The 16,877-nt window shown below is 44.7% G+C and carries 15 protein-coding genes; all 15 read right to left on the reverse strand.

Annotation, left to right across the window (positions count from 1 at the left end; all coding sequences use genetic code 11):
- Positions 1-24 precede the first annotated feature (24 nt).
- Positions 25-2,097, reverse strand: coding sequence for a PBP1A family penicillin-binding protein (locus A9176_RS07470; RefSeq protein WP_077282974.1), 2,073 nt, complete (start codon positions 2,095-2,097; stop codon positions 25-27).
- 3 nt (positions 2,098-2,100) lie between these two features.
- A complete protein-coding gene (locus A9176_RS07475; RefSeq protein ID WP_077282977.1) occupies positions 2,101-2,571 on the reverse strand; it encodes an arginine repressor in 471 nt (156 codons plus the stop codon).
- A 60-nt stretch (positions 2,572-2,631) separates the two neighbouring features.
- Positions 2,632-4,323, reverse strand: a complete 1,692-nt coding sequence (gene argS / locus A9176_RS07480; RefSeq protein ID WP_029509833.1) for an arginine--tRNA ligase — start codon at positions 4,321-4,323, stop codon at positions 2,632-2,634.
- Between the two features lie 227 nt (positions 4,324-4,550).
- Positions 4,551-4,820, reverse strand: a complete 270-nt coding sequence (locus A9176_RS07485) for a DUF2187 domain-containing protein (protein WP_029509832.1) — start codon at positions 4,818-4,820, stop codon at positions 4,551-4,553.
- A gap of 145 nt (positions 4,821-4,965) precedes the next feature.
- On the reverse strand, positions 4,966-6,159 hold the full coding sequence (gene coaBC, locus A9176_RS07490; RefSeq protein WP_077282979.1) for a bifunctional phosphopantothenoylcysteine decarboxylase/phosphopantothenate--cysteine ligase CoaBC: 1,194 nt from the start codon (positions 6,157-6,159) through the stop codon (positions 4,966-4,968).
- Positions 6,160-6,305: 146 nt separating this feature from the next.
- Positions 6,306-7,121 (reverse strand): SPFH domain-containing protein, encoded by an 816-nt coding sequence (locus tag A9176_RS07495; RefSeq protein ID WP_029509830.1) that lies wholly within the window; start codon positions 7,119-7,121, stop codon positions 6,306-6,308.
- 16 nt (positions 7,122-7,137) lie between these two features.
- Complete coding sequence (locus A9176_RS07500) at positions 7,138-7,512, reverse strand: toxin-antitoxin system HicB family antitoxin (protein ID WP_077282981.1); 375 nt, start codon at positions 7,510-7,512, stop codon at positions 7,138-7,140.
- A gap of 81 nt (positions 7,513-7,593) precedes the next feature.
- Positions 7,594-9,081 (reverse strand): UDP-N-acetylmuramyl-tripeptide synthetase, encoded by a 1,488-nt coding sequence (gene murE / locus A9176_RS07505; RefSeq protein WP_077282983.1) that lies wholly within the window; start codon positions 9,079-9,081, stop codon positions 7,594-7,596.
- Positions 9,082-9,135: 54 nt separating this feature from the next.
- Positions 9,136-10,275: a cation:proton antiporter gene (locus A9176_RS07510; RefSeq protein WP_077282985.1), complete on the reverse strand. Its 1,140-nt coding sequence runs from the start codon at positions 10,273-10,275 to the stop codon at positions 9,136-9,138.
- 154 nt (positions 10,276-10,429) lie between these two features.
- A complete protein-coding gene (locus A9176_RS07515) occupies positions 10,430-11,554 on the reverse strand; it encodes a tRNA dihydrouridine synthase (RefSeq protein WP_077282987.1) in 1,125 nt (374 codons plus the stop codon).
- Between the two features lie 83 nt (positions 11,555-11,637).
- Positions 11,638-12,963 (reverse strand): bifunctional folylpolyglutamate synthase/dihydrofolate synthase, encoded by a 1,326-nt coding sequence (locus A9176_RS07520; RefSeq protein WP_077282989.1) that lies wholly within the window; start codon positions 12,961-12,963, stop codon positions 11,638-11,640.
- 96 nt (positions 12,964-13,059) lie between these two features.
- Positions 13,060-13,770 (reverse strand): glycerophosphodiester phosphodiesterase family protein, encoded by a 711-nt coding sequence (locus A9176_RS07525; RefSeq protein WP_077282991.1) that lies wholly within the window; start codon positions 13,768-13,770, stop codon positions 13,060-13,062.
- 9 nt (positions 13,771-13,779) lie between these two features.
- The gene (locus A9176_RS07530) at positions 13,780-15,132 is read right to left on the reverse strand and encodes an ABC transporter substrate-binding protein (protein WP_077282993.1); all 1,353 of its coding nucleotides are present in this window, start codon (positions 15,130-15,132) and stop codon (positions 13,780-13,782) included.
- Positions 15,129-15,950 (reverse strand): carbohydrate ABC transporter permease, encoded by an 822-nt coding sequence (locus tag A9176_RS07535; RefSeq protein ID WP_077282995.1) that lies wholly within the window; start codon positions 15,948-15,950, stop codon positions 15,129-15,131. The genes A9176_RS07530 and A9176_RS07535 overlap by 4 nt, the downstream gene beginning before the upstream one ends.
- Entirely contained in the window at positions 15,947-16,876 is a 930-nt protein-coding gene (locus A9176_RS07540; protein WP_077282997.1) for a carbohydrate ABC transporter permease, read from the reverse strand. The genes A9176_RS07535 and A9176_RS07540 overlap by 4 nt, the downstream gene beginning before the upstream one ends.
- Position 16,877 lies beyond the last annotated feature (1 nt).

The following is a 16,877-nucleotide window of genomic DNA, read 5'->3' on the forward strand; positions in this document are numbered from 1 at the left end:
TTTTTAATTGTTTACGTTACGTGATTATTGGCCACCAAAGAGGCCTTTAACTGCTTGCCAAGCTTTGCCCGCACCATCGACTGCCTGATTAACCCCATTTGAGAAATCAGAGCCCAAACGGCCCCAATCAATCCCTTGACTCGCCTGATTATTATTATCTGACGTGCTATTAGGATTAGTGACTGAGAAGTTCGTCTCTGGCGTATTTGGCAAAATTTGTTGGAGCGAATACTTTACTAATGGGCCCATTGTTGCTGTCAGTCCCAAAGGTAAACTATTATCTTTATTCTTCGTATCTAAGCCCATCCAATAGGCAGACACCACATCCTTCGTGTAGGCCAGCGCCCATGAATCTTTCGATGATTGGGCATTTTGCGTATCATTGGAATTTTCAGTGGTGCCTGTTTTACCTGCAATGGTAAAGCCGCGTGGCGCTGCGCCAAGACCCGTTCCGTTAGTGTAAGTCCCAAGCATCATCCGCGTCATATTGTCGGCAACACGTGAACTGATGACGCGTGTCCGCTTGGCTTTTGGTTGTGAGACAACCACTTTACCCGTCGCATCGACAATCTTGGTAATAAAGTGCGCATCACTCATCACCCCATCATTGGCAAAGGCGGTGTAAGCCTGTGCCATTTGAATCGGTGACACACCGTTCGTTAAGCCGCCCAATGCTAATGAAAGATTTTTATCTTTCTCAGTCAACGGTAGGCCAAACTTCTTGGCACTGGCATACCCGGCATTAACACCAATTTTATTGAGTAAGTAAACAGCCGGCACGTTATACGAGTGCGCCAAAGCTGAATACATCGGTACGTCTGCCGTTTGCACATCTAAGGCATTGTGCACCGAATAATGATTCGTCCCAAAAGTCCGCGTCGTGTTTGGTAGCATCGTATCGATACTGTAACCACGTTCCAAGGCTGGCGCGTAAACGGCAATCGGCTTAATGGCTGAACCTGGCGACAGCTTTGATTGGGTTGCATAGTTAAAGCCACGGAAAGTATGCGTGTCTTCGCGCGCCCCAACGACAGCCCGGACACCACCAGTTTTGGCATTCAGTATCACACTGGCCGCCTGTGCGTCAGTATTGTAATTAAACATGGCCGGATTATCAAAATCCGTTTGCAAATGCTTCTGATCTTGCTGGTTCAACGTTGTATAAATCTTATAGCCACGGTTCATGACGTCTGTTTCGGTCAAACCATACGTTTGAATCGCTTCATTGATAACGGCATCAAAGAACCACGGATAACGATAATTATTTTGACTATTATACGTATCTCGTAACGTCATCGGCGCGGCTTTAGCTAACTTATACTCAGAAGCCGATAACTTTTTATTGGCAACCATTGTGCCAAGTACCACATTCCGCCGGTCAAGCGCAGCCTGTGGATGATCAATTGGATTATACAATGCCGGACTTGGCAACATGGCCGTTAAGGTTGCCGCTTGAGACGTGGTTAAATCACGAGCATGCACCCCAAAATATTTTTGGGCAGCATCTTCAACACCCCAAACACCATGACCAAACCATGCGTTATTCAGATACATCGTGAGAATCTGATTTTTGGTATACACCTGCTCAACCTGCATCGACAAGAAAATTTCCTTGGCTTTACGCGTCATCGTTTGTTCTTGCGTCAAGTAGGCATTCTTAACCAACTGTTGCGTTAAGGTCGAGCCACCACCGGCGATTGCTGACGAGCCCGTCAACTTATTTTTCAAGTTGAGCACCACCGCTCGCAAAATTCCTTTGATGGAAAAACCATGTTCTTTGTAAAAATTACGATCTTCACTTGATATGACCGCATCACGCATATTTTGCGAAATATTATCATAACTGACATAGGTCCCTTTTTGCGAATACAATTCCCCGGCTTTATCACCTGCATCATCGTACACTGACGTGGTTTGCGCCAGCGTCGCTTGCAAGTTCTGCACACGGGCAGTTTTCGCCAAGACCACTAAATACACACTCATTAGTAGAAAACCGGTTAAAAAGATAACCACCAGTAATCGCCACAACTGCCAACGCTGGGCAACCGGCCTGATCTTATCACGCATTTTCTGAATCAATTGCTTCAACGCCTTCATACCTTAACCTATCAAAGCTGACCAGCGAGCCGTCAGCACTTCCGCGCTTGCTTCATCTGGACTGGTGACATAAATGGTGTCAAAACCGGCCAACGTTGCAACAACTTCTGGCAAATCGGCATCGTCAATAATCCCTGCAACAGCGTTGCCACTAGAATCTGTCGTCTTAATAATCGTCATAAATTGCACGCGCTTGACAAAAATGGCATATTCAGCAATCGCTGAATCCACAGCATTTGCTGTCACCGGATTACCTGTTTGGTCATCATCTGATGATAGTTGTTGATAGCGTAGTTGGCCGTCAATATCTTTAATGCGGACAATTCCCAACGCTCGAATATCACGAGAAATTGTTGTTTGCGTTGTCTCAACTTGATTTTTCAATAACTCACTGAGTAAATCTTCTTGGCTTGTAATCACTTGATTTTGAATAATCTCAAGGATTAATGCCTGCCGTTGTTGTTTTGAAATCATATTTTTCTCCTACATGAGAATAAATGCTACTACTTTAAGCAGCGGCCATGCAACGCCTGGTTACATTTCTTCTGGTGCTTTCACACCAAGCAAACGCAAGCTTTCTGTCAACACAATGGTAACGGCTTCAACCAAGGCTAAACGTGCTTGCAATTGGTCATCATCCGTCAAAATCTTTGAGTTGGCATAGTACTTGTTAAAGGCGCGTGATAGCGTCAAAGCATACTTGGCAATGATGCTAGCTTCGCGTTGTTGCCAAGCACGTTGCACCGTAGCTGGGAAGCTGTTCAACGTCGTGATAATATCCCAAGTCATTGGGTCATCCAGCGTCACTGCATCCAAGCTAACTGAAACAGGCGCCTTACGCAAAATTGACTTAGCACGGGCATTGGTATATTGCACGTATGGTCCCGTATCACCTTCAAAGCGCACCACTTCTTCCAAGTTAAAGTCAAAGTTGTTGGTACGGTCATTCATCAAATCGTGGAAGACGACGGCACCCGCACCGACTTGTTCGGCAACCTCTTCCTTGTTTTCAAGGGTTGGATTCTTTTCTTGGATTTGCTTCAAAGCCAAATCATGGGCGTCATTTAAGACATCCTTCAACAAGACAACATCACCCTTACGCGTTGACATTTTCTTACCGTTAAAGGTGATCAAACCAAAGGAAATATGTTCAACATCATCGGCCCACTCAAAGCCCATTAATGACAACACGGCCTTCATTTGAACGAAATGTTCCCGTTGTTCACCACCCACAACGTACAAAGACTTGGCAAAATCATAAGTATCCTTACGATAAACTGCTGCCGCCAAATCACGGGTCATGTACAAAGTCGCCCCATCTGTGCGCTTAATCATGGCAGGTGTCAAGTTCGGGTTGATATCTGTCAAATCGACAATTTGTGCCCCTTGCGACGTCACCAACAAATCCTTTTCCGTCAACTGGTCCACAACTGTGTCCATTTTGTCATTATAGAATGCTTCACCGTTGAATGAATCAAACCCAATGTCTAAACGATCATAGATTTCTGTAAATTCTTTCAGTGATTCTTCACGGAACCATGCCCATAATGCCAGTGCTTCTTCGTCACCGTCTTCAAGCTTTTTAAACCAAGCCCGACCAGCATCGTTCAAACTGTCATCTTCCTTGGCCTTGTCATGGAATTCAACGTAATAACGCAACAACGTCGCAATCGGATCAGCTTTTACTTCATCTTCTGATCCCCAAGTCTTGTAAGCATAAATCAACTTACCAAACTGTGTGCCCCAATCACCCAAATGGTTGATTTTGATGGGTTGGTAACCGTTTTTGGCTGTGATATTGGCCAAAGCGTTCCCAATCACAGTCGAACGCAAGTGGCCCATTGACATTGGCTTGGCAATGTTTGGTGATGACATGTCAATCGTGACATTTTCACCTTGACCGTCGGTGTTATTCCCGTAGTCTGCCTTTAATGTCAAAATCGTTTGCAAAGTTTCACGAGATGTTGCCACTTTATCCAAGAAGAAATTCACGTAAGGGCCGGTTGCGACAACCTTTTCAAAACCTGTTTGGTCAATTTCTGCCACAATATTAGCGGCGATTTGTTGTGGTGCTTGGCGCAAAACTTTGGCCAACGTAAATGTTGGAAATGCGACATCACCTAATTCTGATGATTTTGGTGCTTCTAATTTTTCAGCAATTTCTGATGCTGTTAAATCTGTCAACACTGCTGCAAGTGCTGAGACAACTTGTGTGTTATCTGCCATGTGTCCGTATCCTTTTTTATATTAGTTTTTATTATACCGTATTTTTTGCCTGCAAAATAAAAACTCGTCTCTTGATATATCACAAGAGACGAGTTTTCACCCGCGGTACCACTCTAATAGCTTTCGCCACTCAATATCTAATTGTTTGACTCCAAATACGCGCCGTTTCCTTCATTATCTGACTCACACCCACTCAGACTCGCTGGTAATGAATTACCGAAACATCTTTATTCTTCAACGTCAACCTCAGCAGTTTTTGGTGCTGGGGCATGCTTAATCACTTCAATTTCATCCATTCGGACCACTGCACGATGATTCATTTCGTTAACAGTGGGTTGGTCAGCTGGATCATTTTCCGTAATTTCAACCAACAATGAATTTTCATAAACTTTTTCAACTTGTCCAGTAAATGGCTTTTCCAAATTACCATAAGCTGGTGCGAGTAAAATGTCGCCAATATGATACTTAGAGGCCTTGTTTTCTTCTTCGTCTGCCATGTTTGTCAGCTGTGACGTCTTGGCTGTTGCTTTACAAGTCAACAGCGCAATTGCAAGGACAATGCGCATTGCGCTTTTCAACTGTCCTAGTCACATTTCCTCCTGTAATCGATGTGTAACACCATATTTTACCACAAAAACGCTGCTATTTCAACGTACTAATCCGTTGCATAATCTCACGTGCTAAGGTTAATTTATCTGCTTGCGGTAAGGTTTCTGCTGACTGATCTGGCGTTAAGATTGTAATCACATTATCATCCGATGAAAAGCCAATGTTTGGCGAACTCACATCATTAACAATCAACATATCTGCCCGCTTCTTTTTCAACTTAGCTTGTCCATAGGCAATGACATCTTGGGTCTCAGCCGCAAAACCAACAACCAACTGATTGGCTGATTTTTGCTGCCCCACTGTTTTCAAAATATCCGGATTTTGAACGAGGGTTAACGTCAAACCAACATCCCCTTGCTTCTTGATTTTATCTTGGGCCAGTGTGGCAGGCTTAAAGTCTGACACTGCTGCAGCCCCAATAAAAATATCTGCGGTCGGAAAAGCCGCCATCACGGCCTCATACATCGCTTGGGTTGAATCAACCATGACCTTGGTGACGCCAAAAATGGTCTGACGATCAACCGTGGTGATAAGCGTGACCTCGGCCCCATTTTCCGCGGCAGCTTGGGCTAACGCATAACCCATTTTGCCACTTGATTTATTGGTCAAAAAGCGCACCGGATCTAGCGCTTCACGCGTCCCACCAGCCGTAATCACAATCTTTTTACCACGCAGATGACCCGTTTGGGCGCGGAGTCGGATGGCCGCTTCTGCCAAAATGGCTTCTGGTTCTGGCAAGCGCCCTTTAGCGGCATACCCTTCTGCCAAAAAACCCTCGGCTGGTTCAATCACCAACCAACCATCGACCGCAAGTGTTGCCAAATTGCGGGTAACCGCGGGATTCGCTAACATCACGTCATTCATGGCCGGTGCAATAATCTTTTTAGCTGTTGCGGCCATAATGGTTGCAGTCGGTGCATCATCAGCCAAGCCGTTAGCCAACTTACCAATCATGTTTGCGGTGGCGGGGACCACGAAAATGATATCCGCCCACTTAGCCCAGTCAATATGCACCACCTCAGTCGTATGGCCAGCAAATAAATCAGTTAGCACGTCATGCCCAGATAGAATAGCCAGTGTTTTACTAGTAATAAATTCTTGTGCTGATTGTGTCATCGCAACCCGTACATGGGCGTGATCCTTCACGAGCAAACGGACAAAACTAGCCGCCTTATAAGCTGATACACTGCCCGTGACAACGACCAGCACATTTTTTTCTTTAAACATTTTCCTTACCAAGCACAGCAAAGTGTGTGCATGCCTTTAATTCTTGTGACCGCAGCTAAAATACCCGTCACTCACTGAAAAAATTGTAACATATTCTCACAACCCCTGCTGATGTCACGCAAAAAAGCGCTGAATTAACAGCGCTTTTATTTTAGGCCTTTATCAAACAACTTGCCAGCCACCGGTAATTGGCCAAGCGTTGCCATTTTCTTACTATCCACAACGACCAAATTCGTAGGTGAATTGGCTAACGTTGCGAATGCGTTAATCGATTGGTTTTGGAAGTACTTGTCATCCGCCCCAGCCAAACCGGCTTGTACCGTATCGATTCGGTAACGTTCGGCATCAGCACGGGTTTTCGTCGCGTCAGCTTCTGCTTTCGCCGTTGCCATCAACGCGTCATTTTTAGCCTTGGTTGTAAGCTCAATGGAGCGTGCCTCACCTTCAGCTTTTGCAATAGTTGCCACTCGTTCACGATCAGCCGTTAACTGCTTATCCATTGCTTCCTGGATAGAAGCTGAGGGGCGTAATTCATCAATGTTGATACGGTCAACATTAATCCCGTACGTATTCGTTAAATCACCAATCGCTGAGGCGAGCTGAATATTGATTTTAGTCGTAGATCCCAAAGCTTCATTCAATTCCATCCGGCCGATGATATCACGTAAGTGACCACGTACAAGTTGTGCCATGGATTCGACCGAATCCGTATTTTCATACATATATTTAACCGCATCCGTGACATGGTAGTTCAATGTGACACTGGCTTTAATGTCAGCATTATCCGCCGTAATGACTGAATAATCTGGCAATCGCAGTGGTCGCATGGCCAAACTGACATTTCGAATGCGTTGGACAAACGGCACATAAAAGTGAAGGCCAGCTTCTTTCCGCGTGCGGTACTTACCAAGCGTTTCAACTAAACCTGCGTTGTTTTGTGGCACAATTTTAAAAAATAGCATCTTTCTCCCCCGTATATTAAGATTCGTAAACAGCAAGCACTGGCTTTAATTCGCGCAACGTTAAAATATTGCCAGTCGCTTCAATCACAACATATTGCCTATCCACTTTAGCCGTCGCAGCATTATCAATTAAATAGCGATAATATATCCCTGACACTAAGACTAATCGATTAAACAAATCAAAGTTTTCTCCTGAAATAATTTGACCGACAATCTGCCGTTCTTCAAAAGTGTCCGGTTGCGCGCCTGCTTCGAGTAACTTCGTCAAATAACTATTCAGCGAGCGCCCTTCTTGCGCGGCCTGTTCCGCTAATATTTCATGCAATTCAGGCGCAATCCGCAATGGAATGCGACCTGATTTATGAGTTTTTTCTTCGCCAATCTTTTTCATATATTAATGATATCACATTTATGTCAAAGAAGACAATACATGATATCTCATTAAAAAAACACGCCCGTATCGGGCGTGTTCTTAGGCATTATTCGCGTTTAAAACGTTTTGGACAACCGCATAGTCACCAATATAGGGTTCGTCAACACCGTTAATCTTTTGATACGGATCTTCACCTTTGCCGGCAACAATCACGATATCATGCGGGTTGGCCTGTGCAATCGCCTGTTGAATGGCTTGGATACGATCCATTTCAAAATGTACCGTCACATCAGGATTAGTAATGTGGGCCGCAATTTCTTTGGCAATGGCCATTGGCGATTCAAATTGTGGATCATCAGCCGTCAAAAAGACCGTGTCCGCAAACTCTGACACCACCCGACCAAAGTCAGCACGGCGCGACACACCTTTATTGCCTGGTGCACCAATCACCACTGAAACTTTACCATCAGGATATTGACTCTGCGCAAATTGTAGCAGTGCCCGCATGGACGCATAGTTGTGGGCGTAGTCGACAAACGCGACACCATGACCGGGAATTGGTAAGCTCAACATACGACCAGGAATAAAGACCGTATCTAAACCAGCCACCATATCAGCATGCTGGGCCCCTGCCAAGGCAGTCATCATCAACGCTGCTAAAGCATTTGATTCATTAAAATCACCTGGTAAATTCAAGCGATAAGTCCCACTCATCTCAGCCAAATCACTCTCAGCAACCGTGAAACGACTCTCATGAATTGCACTTTCAAGAGATTGATACGTATACGCACCACCTTGGTCGGTTTGACTATAAGTATAGACGTGATCATGATGCGTTTTGGCGTGTGCTAACACGGCTGAAAACTGATCACTTGCCGCATTAACAATAACCTGTTCAGCATGATCCAGTAACATCATTTTATGGGCTAAATAATCCTCAAAGCTGGGATGTTCATTTGGCCCAATGTGATCAGGTGAAATGTTCAAAAAGGCGCCAACTTGAAATTCTAGGCCATAGACACGTTGTTTGAGATAGGCCTGTGAGCTGACCTCCATGACCAAATGCGTCATGCCATTATCAACAGCGCGGCGCATATCTTTGAAAAGTTCATAAGATTCTGGCGTGGTCAAATCTGACTTTTTCTTATCAGCTGGTTGATTACCAGTAATGCGATCAACCGTTGAAAACAAAGCCGTATGCTGATGCGTCTTGTGCTGTAAGATTTGAAAGGCCATGTACGCCGCGGTTGTTTTCCCTTTTGTCCCCGTAAAGGCACCAATCCACAAGTCGTTTTGTGGGTAGTCAAAAAAGGCCATCGATAAGACTGATAACGCCTTTTGGACATCCGTGACTTGCCATTGTGGCAAATCAACCGGTATCAGTTCTTCCGTGACTAAGCCAGTCACGCCGGCGGCTTGCGCCAAATATTCTACCCGAAAAGCCCCTTTGACAACAAATAGTGTCTGGTCTTTGACTTGACGGGTATCATAATGTAAAAAATCAAATGTTTGATCGCTATCCGGCTTAGCGACTAACAAATGATGTGCAGTGAGTGATTGTTCAATTGTTTTACTTGTGAGTTCCATAAGCTTTATTATACAAAAAAAGTTGCACCCAGAACAGGCACAACGTTTTTTTAATTATTTCACAAGGACTTTTCTCAACGCAATTGGTGCAAAAATTGTCGTGACGAGGATGATAATTGCCAATTCGGAATACGTATCCTTACCAATGACGTGGGCTTGCAAGCCGATATTGGCTACAATCAAGGCCATTTCACCACGCGACACCATCCCCAAGCCAATAACATTGGCATCATGATAACTCATACCAGTCATTTTGGCCCCTAATCCGGAACCGACCCACTTTGTCAAAATAGCAGCTAATGACATCACGAGTAGCAGCCCCCACTTATCACCAAACCCGTCAAATGAAATCTTTAAGCCGATACTTGCAAAAAAGATTGGAATAAATAGACCGTAGCCAATTGACACCATCTCAGACATCATCTTGTGGGCTTGTGGTAAGTTGGCAATGGCCACCCCGATAAAGAATGATCCAACCACAGCGGAAATGCCAGCAAACTCAGCGACTGTGCCGGCGCCCAAAGCCAACAACATCCCAACCAAACCACTCATGGCTGGCAAACTCATTTTCGTTGCCACCCGCACAAATGTCGGTAACACATAGCGACTGACAACATATAACCCAACGAAAAAGCCAACTGCTAATAACCCTTGGAGCCAAAGTGGTTGCTGTTTGTCAGCTTGACCACTGAAAATCGCAATGAAGCCAGACAAGCTCGCAACCGCTAAAATATCATCCGCTACGGCTGCGCCAAGGATAGTCACACCAGCTCTTGTTTTCAGTTGGTGATATTCATTTAAGACCTCCGCCGTAATTGAGACTGATGTCGCGGCAAACACCACACCCCAAAATATCGCTTGTTTCGTATCAAAATGATAAGCTTGTGCGAGGAAGTAGAAAACCACCATTGGGAAGACGGCGCCTAAAACGGCTACCATCAGTGACGGCTTGATGTTTGCTTTTAATTGCTTGATATCGGTTTCCAGTCCGACAATAAACATCAAAATCATAACCCCGATTTCAGCCATAAATTCAATACTATGCGAAATCTGAACAATGTTCAACAAACTCGGCCCCAGTACCACGCCCGCTAACAATTGGCCAACAACAATCGGCATCCCGATGCGTTGTGCCCCTAAGCCCATGATAATGGCTGCGGCTAACATTAAAAATAAATCTAAATAAAATGTCATATTCCCTTGCTGTATTGCGTGCTGCAATACATCCTTTCTACATGATTGTATTGGTTTTATCAAATAACAAAAAGAGCAAACACAAAAAACTAACGTTGCTCCCCCACAAACGTTCGCCTTGAGTGTCTACTCAACCAGTTTAACGATTCAATTATTATTCTGCTGCTTCACGTGCTAGTTTTGCCGCATTGGCTGCTGCCATTTCGGCACTAGCTGCTGCATTATCACGATAAATGTGCTGATCAGCGGCAACAGCCGCATAGACACGCGCCAATTCGCGATCTAACACCTCACGCACTTCATCAGTCGCATGAGTTTCCATCAACATTTGTCGCAAAGCTGACGCATGCGCAAAGCCACGCAAATAAATCTTAAAGTAACGCTTCAAAGCTTCAAAATGCTTGGGCGTTACCGTAGCATTTACCTCATCAAATAAGTCTAATTGCAACTTTAACAAGGCAATTGATTCTTCCAAAGTATGTTGGCGTGGACTTTTTTCAAACGCATAAGGGTTTTCAAAAATACCACGACCAATCATAATCCCGTCAACGCCTGGATGGGCTCTAGCTAACGCTTCCCCTTCGGCACGTGACTTGATATCACCATTGATTTGGAGCAATGTGTTTGGCGCAATGGCATCACGCATCGCCACGATTTCGTCAATTAATTCAAAATGTGCGGGTGCTTTTGACATTTCTTTGCGCGAACGCAAGTGAACCGTCAACACCGCAACATCTTGCTGCAAAATCACGGGCAACCAGTCACGGAATTCCATGGGATCATAAAAGCCAAGACGTGTCTTAACTGACACTGGTAGCCCAGATTCTTTGGCAGCCGAGACGAGTTGTGCTGCCAAATCTTGGTGGCGAATCAAATCTGACCCAGCACCGTTTTTAACAACCGTTGGATCAGGACAACCCATGTTCAAATCAACTGCTCGATAACCCATGTCGGGCAATAATTTTGCTGCCCCAGCAATATCTTCTGGTCGTGAGCCCCAAATTTGTGCCACTGGTTGTGTCTCGTTTTCAGCGACGGCCAAACGCCCTTGCACGGAAAACTTTGCTTTGGGATGAATCATTGAACTTGCGTTCGTAAATTCTGTAAAGTAAACATCAGGGGCACCAGCTTTTTCAACCACACGACGGAAAATCGTATCCGTCACGGCCTCCATGGGTGCCAAACTGAAGAATGGTCGCTTTTCAGACGAGTCATGGCCTTTTTGTGCATTAGCCACAACTTCGTCCCAGAAAAGCGGTTGCGGAGACGATTGCGTCATGAAGATTTCTCCTTATTTAATGTAAGTCAACGCATACTATCATACCATATTTCGAGATAAATCTCAAAAACGCTGCTCACAGCTTAAATGCGCTCATCTTTTTGCAAGGCACTTAGCGTATAAAAGGATCCCGTCACCACAATCAATGCCTGTGATGATTCACGGACCCGCATGGCCAATGAAATCGCAGCCGAAGCATCATTGGCAATCTCAACTTCGACTTTCGGGTAGGTCATAATAATGGTAGCAGCCAATTCTTCCGCTGACAAAGCCCGCGATTTATTTTTCGGCGTGACGGTGATCACCCGCTGGACAACTGGAATAATTTCATCCAACATTTCATGGTAGTCTTTATCTTTTAAGACCCCTAAAATTAACGTGGGTTTGATTTTCAAATGCCAAGCATTCAACGCCGCCACCAAACCGGTGATCCCGTCAACATTATGGGCGGCATCAAATAAAATGTTTTTTTCTGGGTGATAGTTCATCCGACCAATCAAGCTCACGTTGGCTAAGCCGGCCTGCGTTTTCTCAGTAGTAAACGTATACCCCATCGTCTTCAAAGCAGCTTTAATTTGTAAGACAATCCCAAAATTATGTACCTGAAACGCCCCAGGCATACTTAAAAAATAACCTGGTGTGCCATTAATAATAAGATCCACACCGGCTGGCGTCGTATTGGCAATAATAATTTGATCTGGTGTATGCTCAAACCACTTAGCACCAACCGCCTCAGCCTGCGCCTTTAAAACACGATGCACAGTCAAGTCTTGGCCGGCATAATCAATCACCACGGTCCCTGGTTTGATAATGGCCGCTTCGTTTTCAGCGATATCTTGGAGACTACGGCCAATCGTGAGCTGGTGATCAACACTAATTTTAGTAAAGACGGTCAACATCGGCGTGGCAATCGCATTTGTCGCATCTCTTAATCCGCCCAGACCGGCTTCAAAAATAACAAAATCAACCGCATTATCGACAAAATGCAACAGTGAAATGACGGTAAAATACTCAAAATACGTCAAATGATCGGCAGATACCCCATGGCGTTTAAAACAAGCCACCAGATCTTGATAATGACGGAGAAAATCACTTTTTGAAATCATCTCATCATCAACGGTGATTTGCTCACGATCTGACAGAATGTAAGGACTCGAAAAATGGCCATAAGAATAGCCATTTGCCTGTAAAATAGCCCCCAGCATAGCACCTGTAGAACTCTTGCCATTCGTGCCGGCAATGTGGATGATCTTGAGTTTTTGGTCTGGATGCCCAAGCCATGCTAATACTTCTTTCACCACCGCCACACGTGTATCGTCTAACACATGCCAGTGATTATCCAAACTGTTAATCACCCGCTTATAGTTTGCTGCAACCCGTGCGGCACGCCGCTCTCTCAATTTAGCCACATCCAGCCTCCGACAATTAATATGCCCTTAATTTTATCACATGTCACCGCAAAAATTACCTTGTGCAGCAAATAATTTGCAATCAAAAAAGACGACTTACATCGTCTTTGGAAAATCGGTAAATATGGCATGAGCACCCCAATCAGCCAGCCGTTGTGCCGTTTCTGCATCGTTAACTGTCCACACATTGACACCCAATTGATTAGCTAATAACAGTTGGACGGCTGCTTCAGTGAGGCCATTAACATCAGGATGGACGTAGGTGGCACCGACCGAGCGTGCGAGCGCGACCGTGTTATCTGAAATTGGCTCGGCCAGTAACAGTCCAATCGTAATTTTTGGCATTAAGTCATGAAATTTTTTAAGTAATTTCACATCAAAACTCGACACAATGATCTGATTTTCACGATTAATGCGATGAATTGCTTGATGCAGACGCATCAGATAAAAATTTTGCTGCTCACCGCGGACATTCGTCTTGAGCTCAAAGTTCACATTGATGTGATGTTCATTGATAAAATCAATTAACCAATCCAACGTGACGATGCGTTCTCCCGTAAATGCTGGCGCAAACCACTGCCCAAAATCAAGCTTTTGTAGCCCCATCAGTGAATTGTGATTGACCGTCCCGTTGCCATTTGAAGTGCGATCAACTTTACTATCATGAATCAACACCAGATGACCATCAGACGTCATATCAATATCAGTTTCTAACCAATTGACCCCCAGAGGTAACATCAGTTCAAACGCTGCCCGCGTATTTTCGGGTGCTTGAGCGGATATACCGCGATGCGCAATTTTTATCATGCGTCTTCCTCACTTTTTTAAATGATTTGCAGCATTATAAGCTGCCAGCGCTTGATTAGTCGCATCTTCGGCCACTTGCAGACTTTTATCAATCGGCGCCCCGTTGGCAATGGATTGCATCGCCGTTTCCATATTAGTTCGAGCAATTGGCATAATTGGCACCAACGGCCCAGCTGTTACTGGATTTTTTTGACTGGTTGCGAGTTGTTGCGTCGCAACACCCAAATTAGGATCTTTAGCGACCGCGGTGGTGATCTGTGGTAAATCTTTGGCGTGCTTGTTCATGGCAAGATACCCTGTTGCCAAACGCCATTGGGCTTGTGATTCAGCCGATGCCATGAATTTCAAGAAGTCCGCCGTGCCTTGTTTGACTGTTGCGGGTTGGTTCTTATTTGCCCACAACGCCGCCCCACCTAACGCGAGTCCGTTGCGTGGCACACCATCAGCATGTGGCACATACGTCACACCGAGTTTGAACTTAGCATTGGCTTGCAAATCACCAGTTGACGCTGACGATTGCATGAAAATCCCCAACTTGCCTGCTAAAAATGCTGTTTGTTGGTTCGCTTCGGCAATATCACCGGACCCGTAATTCACAAATGACTTATCTTGAATGGCTTGCGTCATAAATTGCATTAAACGCTTGGCTGCCGGCGTATTCAGATTAATTTTTGTCGCATACTGGCCAGCTGCGCGACCATTGTCATGATTGGCTAACAGTTGATTTTGGTTGGCGGTTAATTCTTCAAATAACCAACCGTACGCTTCAATCGTCATCCCCTTGGTTTGACCACCCGTCTTGTCAGTAATCGCTTTGGCCAAATCCAATACGTCCGTATAGCTGGGATCTTGTGGCAAAGGCGTTAAACCTAACTGCTCGACGAGACCTTTATTATAATACAAAACTGGCGTTGATGAATTAAAAGGCATGGCTTGCAGCTGCTGATTGACAGTATAGTAGCGCGCAATATTATCTTCAATTTGATCCGTTGTTTGCGCGGTTAATAGTTGATTCATAGGTAGCGTGCTTTTCGTGGCTAACATCGTACTTGTGGCAATTTCTTGGGCTTGCACAATCGCTGGTGCTGCTGAAGATTGCGCCACGTTTAAATATTTTGGTAAGGACTCCGTATAGGCGCCTTGATATTCCGGTACAACCGTGTATTTGCTTTGTGACGCATTATATTTGGCCACTAATTGCTTCAAAGCAGCGGCCGGTTTGCCACCCATCGAATGCCAGAAAACAATGGTTGTGCGTTGATTCGCACTGGCTGTTGGTGTCTTGCCATGAGTAATGCCGATGCCAATCACAGCCAGTATCGTCAGACATACGATGGTAATGGTGGTCACTTTTTTCATCATGATTTCACCGCCCCGTCAATTAATCCTGATTTAAAGGCTTTTTGTGAGACTAACAAGACTACCAAACTTGGGATCATCATTAAAATGGCACTCGCCATGATGAGACCCCAAGAATTAACCGCTTCGGTCGCCTGTAACTGGCGTAGGCCAATTTGTACCGTACGGACGTTATCACTATAACTGGTGATCAGTGGCCAAAGATACATATTCCAAGTCGTCAAAAATGAATACGCTGCCAAGGTCAGCAAACTCGTTTTGGCATAAGGTAAGACGGCGCGGTATAAAAATTGACCGTGGCCAATACCTTCAACTAACGCTGATTCACGTAACGCCATGGGCACCTGCATAAATGCCTGTCGCAATAAAAATGTGCCAAACGCGGTGGCAAAAAACGGCAGTGCCAATGCGGCATAATGATTTAAAAACCCTAGCCAACGTAACGTTTGAAAGTTTGGAATCAATTGTGCTTCAAACGGGAGCATCATCGTTGCAATAAATGCATAAAAGATAACATTTTTACCTTTAAATGGGATAAAGACAAATGCATATGCGGCTAGTGCTGAAAAAACAACTTGTCCTACCATGACCAAACTCGCAACCACAAATGAATTGAATAAATATCGCAAAATTGGGGTTTGTGTCAGCGCTTGGCGATAATTATCAAAAGACAATGCGGTTGACAAGTATTGGCCGTTTAAAATCGCTGTATTTGGTAGCAACGAGACCCAAACGCCCACCAGTACCGGCGCAAAAATTAAAAGTGACAGACATAGTAAGAGCGTATAACGCCAGATTTTTTCTTGTGTTGGTATAATCATTGATACATCACCCGCTTTTCTGTGAGTTTAAATTGCGCCATGGTCACCAGCGCAATCAAAAGCGCTAAAATAATCGATTCCGTTGAGGCTTTGCCAATATTGAGGTTCACAAAAGCATCCCGATAAATCTGATAAACGATCAAATTCGTATGATTATTTGGGCCGCCTTTGGTCAATAAATCCACTTGTCCAAACGTCTGGAAGGCATTGATCATTGTCACTGTGGCCACAAAAAACAAAGTGGGGCTAATGTGGAGAAGCGTAATATAGCGAAACTTAAGCCAAGGTGTGATCCCTTCAATTTCAGCCGTTTCGTATAAATGGGTTGGGACATTTTCTAACGCACCAGAAATGGCCAAGAAAGCAAACCCAATATTCATCCAGACAACCGTCAAAATCACAGCTACCAATGCCCAGACGTTACCAGTCAGCCAGTGAATCGGTGGTAAATGTAAGGCGTTTAGGATCATGTCAGATACGCCAGTGGTTGGTTGAAAGAAGAATAACCATAAAACTGATGCCACTGACACTGAAACACCCATGGTTGACGCAAATAAGGTTCTAAAAATGACCGTCCCACGCAAATGCTTACGAGCCAAATTTGCTAAAGCTAACGCACAAATCGTGGTCAAACCAGTTACAGCGACCACAAATATTAAAGTCACTCCTAAACTTGTCAAAAAGACCGGATCTTTAAGAATCGTCGTATAATTTGCAAAACCAACAAATTTAACCGGTTCCCCTAAGGCGTTGGTTAAAAAGAAGCTGTAATAAACGGTTTTAACCAGCGGATAAAAAATGAAGACGCCAAGAAAAATAAGCGACGGTGTGAGAAAACCCAAGGCCACCAAATGCGTTCTCAGCGCTTGGCGCCAGCGTTGCTTGGTACCTGCTTGTTGGTAAAGTGCCGGTGTTACTTGTGCCATA

It is taken from the genome of Leuconostoc garlicum, from assembly GCF_001998805.1.
GTDB classification, from domain to species: domain Bacteria; phylum Bacillota; class Bacilli; order Lactobacillales; family Lactobacillaceae; genus Leuconostoc; species Leuconostoc lactis.